The organism is Streptomyces sp. NPDC058964 (genome assembly GCF_042741275.1).
Classification (GTDB): Bacteria; Actinomycetota; Actinomycetes; order Streptomycetales; family Streptomycetaceae; genus Streptomyces.
In genome coordinates, this window is sequence record NZ_JBHYKH010000662.1 from 1 (window position 1) to 4,311 (window position 4,311).

Consider the following 4,311-nt stretch of genomic DNA (forward strand, 5'->3'; position numbering starts at 1 on the left):
CGCCGCGGCGGGGGCGGGGCGTTCGGCCCGGGGCCCGCCCGCCGCCCCGGGGCCCCCCCGCGCCCCTCCGGGCGTTTCAGCGGGTCCGCCGGCCCGGCAGGAAGGTGAACACCGCCGCGCCCAGCAGGATCGCGGTGCCCGCCACCAGGCCGAGGGCCTTGAGCGCGCCGTGGTCGCCCGAACCGGTCTCGGCCAGACCACCGCTGCCGCTGTCACCACCGGACGAGGAACCGCCCGACGTCGACGAGCCGCCGGACGCGCCGCTCGCCTGCTCGCTGGTGTCCAGGGTCAGGGAGACCTCCGTCTTCGTCGGGGTGCACGTGGTCGTCGTGCCCAGGGCCTTGATCGTCAGGACGCCCGGGGACAGGGTCGAGGAGCCGCTCGCGCCGGGCTTGTAGGTGCCGGTCAGGTCGGGGATCTCGATCGGGTCGCCGGACTTGATGGCCGAGGAGTTCGTCGGCCCCTCCACATGCACCGTGCCCTTGTCGGCGCCGCCCAGGACCACCTCCATCGACGGCTTCACGGAATCCGCCGGGATGTCGGCCGGGCTGTTCATCACCGACTTCTTGAACTGCACGGTGAGGTCGAAACTCCCGCCGTCCTTCTTGGCGTTGATCTGCACGGGCGAGGTCGCGTTCTTGTCGCCGATGGGCGTCTTGCAGGCGTAGGGGACCTGGACCTCCTTGCCGGTGAAGTCGGTCTGGCCGGTGCCGTCGCTCGGAGAGGCGGATGCCGACGCGGACGCGGTCGCCGTGGCCGAGTCCGTCGGGGATGCCGACTGCGAGGCCGTGGCGGTCGGAGTGGCCGAGGTGCTCGAAGTGCCCCCGCTGCCCGCCGACACCTGGATGGTCGCCGCCTTCTGCACGGTCTCCTTCGGCGTGCACTTGGTGTCGGTCGACATGGCGTTGACGGTGTACGCGTCCGGCGTGAGCGTCACCTCACCGGGCGCCGTGAGCTTCAGGGTGCCCTTCATGTCGGACAGCTTCATCTCGCCGCCCTTGGGGATCGCCGGGTTCTCCCGCGGCCCCTGCATCGCGATGCCGGCGGTCTGCGCGCCGGCCGCCTTGAGCGTGCCGGACGGCTGAACGGAGTTGGCGGGCAGGTCGATGATGTCCGGGTTCTTCGACGCGGCCTGCACGAACTTCCACACCACGTCGACCGTGTCGCCCACCTTCGCGGTGGCCGGCGCGGTGATCTCGACCTTGGTGGTGCCGTCGACGGGGTCGATGCCCGCGGGCGGCACGCAGTGGGTCGCGAACGACACCTCGGCGGCCTGGGCGGGCGCCGTGGCCACGCCCAGCAGGAGTCCCGCCCCGCCGAGCACCAGTGCGGCCCCCGCCGCGGCCGTCCTCCTCGCGCCGCCGGGCCGGCCGGCCGGTGTGACTCTCCTTCGCATGCTCACGTGGGTCCCTTCCTGGTGGGAGTCGTAGGACTCGTCGGGCTGTCGTCGTGCGGTGCGGAGAGCCGACCGGCCGCCGTGCCCGGATCGGAGTCCGGGGTGAACCACGGCAGGGTCGAAGTCGGGGTGGGCCCGTCTGCCGGGGCGCCGCGCCCCGGCAGGCGCCGGGCGAGCCGGGGCAGACGACGGCCTCGGGGGCGGGCGGCGCCGCCCGTCCGGCGCGGCCGAACCCGGTCCACCACCGCCATCCCGACGCGGAACACCGCGGCCGGTACGACCAGGCAGACCAGGATCCAGAACAGGGTCACGCCCCAGGGACGGCCCACGCCCCACGGCTGCTCGGCGAGAACCTTGCCGCCGTACTTGAGGGAGACGGTGTAGTCGCCGTGCGCTCCGGCCGCGAGTTCGACGGGCAGCCTGATCCGGGCCTTCCTGCCGGGGCCGAGGGTGCCGCGCCACTGCTGGTCGTCCCACTGCGGTGCGAACACACCGTGCGCGGTGCCGACCTGGAAGACGGGGTTCCTGACGGCGGAGGAGCCGACGTTGCCGACGGTGAAGACCAGCGTGCGCGACGGAGGGGCGCCGAACCACGTCAGCAGCCCGCCGGATCCTTCCAGCCGGGTGTCGGTCAGGACGGACAGCCGCCCGCCGGACGGTTCCGCGGGCAGCGGTTCGACGGCGTGCCCGGCGACCTGGAGCACCGCGTCGGCCTCGGCCATCGCCCCGGTCACGGTGGCCACGTGCACCACGCACGGGCACGGCACCGGCGGCTCGGCGACCGGCAGCTTCTTGCCGAAGCCGCCCCGGGCGTCCGTGGTGACCGCCCGGCCGTCGCCGTTGGCACAGGAGTTGGTGCCGCCGATCACTCCCCGGGACGGGGTGGCCCGGCCGCAGACGAGCATCATCAGCAGGGTGTGCGGCCGCCAGCCGCGGCCGCTGACGGTGACCGAACCGCCCGTACCCGCCTGGGACCTGGAGAGTCGCACCGACGGTCCGTCCGCCGCCGTCGCGGTGCCCGCGAACGGCAGCAGGAGCAGCGCGAGCACAGCCATCAGCGCCGGGATCCGCACCTTGCCGCTCACGTCACCGCTCCCGTCGACTCGACTTCCGCGCACGGCGGTTCCGCCCCGGCATCGGCCGTACGACGCCTGCGCCGCCGTACGGCGACCGACGCGGCCGCCCCTGCCGCCAGGGCGGACCCCGCGGCCACGGCGCCCCAGGGCACGAACCGCACCGAGGCGCTCGCCGCGCCCCGTGCCCCGCCCGGGGCGGTCTCGGTCGGCCGGACGTCGACCGCGTCCAGCGCCGGCCGGTCGCGCCACGGCTCGCTGAGCCGCAGCCGGCGGCCCGGGGGCAGCCGGACGGGCAGGGTGCGCGGGGCGCGCTCCAGGACCCGGCCGAAGACCCCGTCCGCGCGCACCGCGAGTTTCGGTACCAGGACGGTCGTGCCCCGGTTGACCAGCTCGTACGTGATGCGGTCGGCCTGCACGGCCACGTGCTCGACGGTCAGCGCCGACAACGCGGGGCCGCCCACGCGCAGATGGACCGGGACCGTCGCCGTACGGCCGTCGCCGTCCCGCGCGGTGACGGTCCCGGCGAGGTCGCCGGGCGTGGCCCCCGTGGGAACGGCGACCGTGAAGGGGACCTCGGCGCGGGTGCGGGCGGGGACGCGCAGGCGCTGCTCGGCGAAGGTGACGCGCAGGCCGGTGCCGCGCAGCCGTACGGTGACCCCTCGCGCACCGCGGTTGGTCACGGACAGCGTGTCCTGCTGGACCGTCCCGGGCGCGCCCTCGGCGTAGAAGGACGGGCGTCCGCCGCCGGAGGGCGCGATGGACCAGCTGTCCGCCGCCTCGGCCCGCGGCGCGGCGGCGAGCAGGGCCGGGAGGACCAGGGCGGGCAGCAGGGACACGCTCAGGACACGGGCGGCGGACGGCATCGGCGGCTCCAGCGGTCAGACCCGGGGGTTCAGCGGCGTGCGGCCTGATTCCGCCGGGTCAGCCACAGCGCGCCCGCCGCGCCCGCGAGGAGGACCGTGCCGCCGAGGGTGCCGAGGGCGACGACCGAGTCCTCCGGGCCGGTCTTCGGGAGCCGGCCGCCGGAGTCGGTGCCGCTCTGGGACGAGGAGCCCGACGAGCCGGAGGCGCCGCCGGCCGCCGTCACGTCCAGGGTCAGGGACGGCTTGGGACTGTTGGCCGGTGTGCAGGTCGTCGTCGTGCCGAGCGCCTTGATGGTGAGCACCCCTGCCGTGAAGGTGACCTTGCCGGTCTTCCTCGGCGTGTAGGTGCCGCTCAAGTCGTTTATCTTGATCGGGGTGTTGGCCGGGATCGCGGCCTGGTTGGCCGGGCCCGACACGGACAGCGTGCCGCTGTCGGCGCCGTCCAGTTTGATCGAGGCACTCGGGTTCATGGCGCCCTTGCCCAGCTCCACCGGGCTGGAGGACACGCCTTTCTGCCAGGACATGGTGATCCTGTAACCGCTGCCGCTCCTGACGCCCTTGATGTCGATGGGCGAGACGGCGCTCTTGTCCCCGATCGGCGTCCTGCACTGGTAGTTGACGTCGACGACGTCGGCGTGGGCCGCCGGGGCGGCCAGCAGGACCGCCGACCCGGCCAGGGCCGCGGCGGACGCGAGCGCGGCGGTTCGTTTCGGGTACGGCACGGCCCACCCCAATTCCTGACGGTACATCAGATCGGCCGTCAAGGTACGCCGGGGACGGTAAGGAGGGAAGACACGGCGCACACCGGAGTTGTGACGATCCGGCGTGCGCGGGAAGGCGTTCGGGTGGAGGGAGTGACCCTCGGTGGCCCGGGCGGGGCCGGGCCTAGGCCCAATGCCGGTGACTTAGATGTCCTGCGTTCGTTGGTTGTGGTGTGGCGAGGGTGGGGCAGGTCAAGTCGCCTGCGGGTGAGCGT

General features: G+C 74.2%; 4 protein-coding genes. All 4 read right to left on the reverse strand.

Going from position 1 to position 4,311, the window contains the following annotated elements:
• Positions 1-76 precede the first annotated feature (76 nt).
• Positions 77-1,324, reverse strand: coding sequence for a hypothetical protein (locus ACFW2E_RS42480; RefSeq protein WP_384476210.1), 1,248 nt, complete (start codon positions 1,322-1,324; stop codon positions 77-79).
• Positions 1,325-1,398: 74 nt separating this feature from the next.
• Entirely contained in the window at positions 1,399-2,481 is a 1,083-nt protein-coding gene (locus ACFW2E_RS42485; protein ID WP_384476202.1) for a hypothetical protein, read from the reverse strand.
• Positions 2,478-3,335 (reverse strand): hypothetical protein, encoded by an 858-nt coding sequence (locus ACFW2E_RS42490; protein ID WP_384476204.1) that lies wholly within the window; start codon positions 3,333-3,335, stop codon positions 2,478-2,480. The genes ACFW2E_RS42485 and ACFW2E_RS42490 overlap by 4 nt, the downstream gene beginning before the upstream one ends.
• A gap of 29 nt (positions 3,336-3,364) precedes the next feature.
• On the reverse strand, positions 3,365-4,057 hold the full coding sequence (locus ACFW2E_RS42495; RefSeq protein ID WP_384476207.1) for an LPXTG cell wall anchor domain-containing protein: 693 nt from the start codon (positions 4,055-4,057) through the stop codon (positions 3,365-3,367).
• Between the last annotated feature and the right edge of the window lie 254 nt (positions 4,058-4,311).

What these genes read in the sequence shown, in the direction of transcription:
- ACFW2E_RS42490 (WP_384476204.1), bottom strand. Translation starts at nt 3,335, where the DNA reads ATGCCGTCCGCCGCCCGTGTCCTGAGCGTGTCCCTGCTGCCCGCCCTG.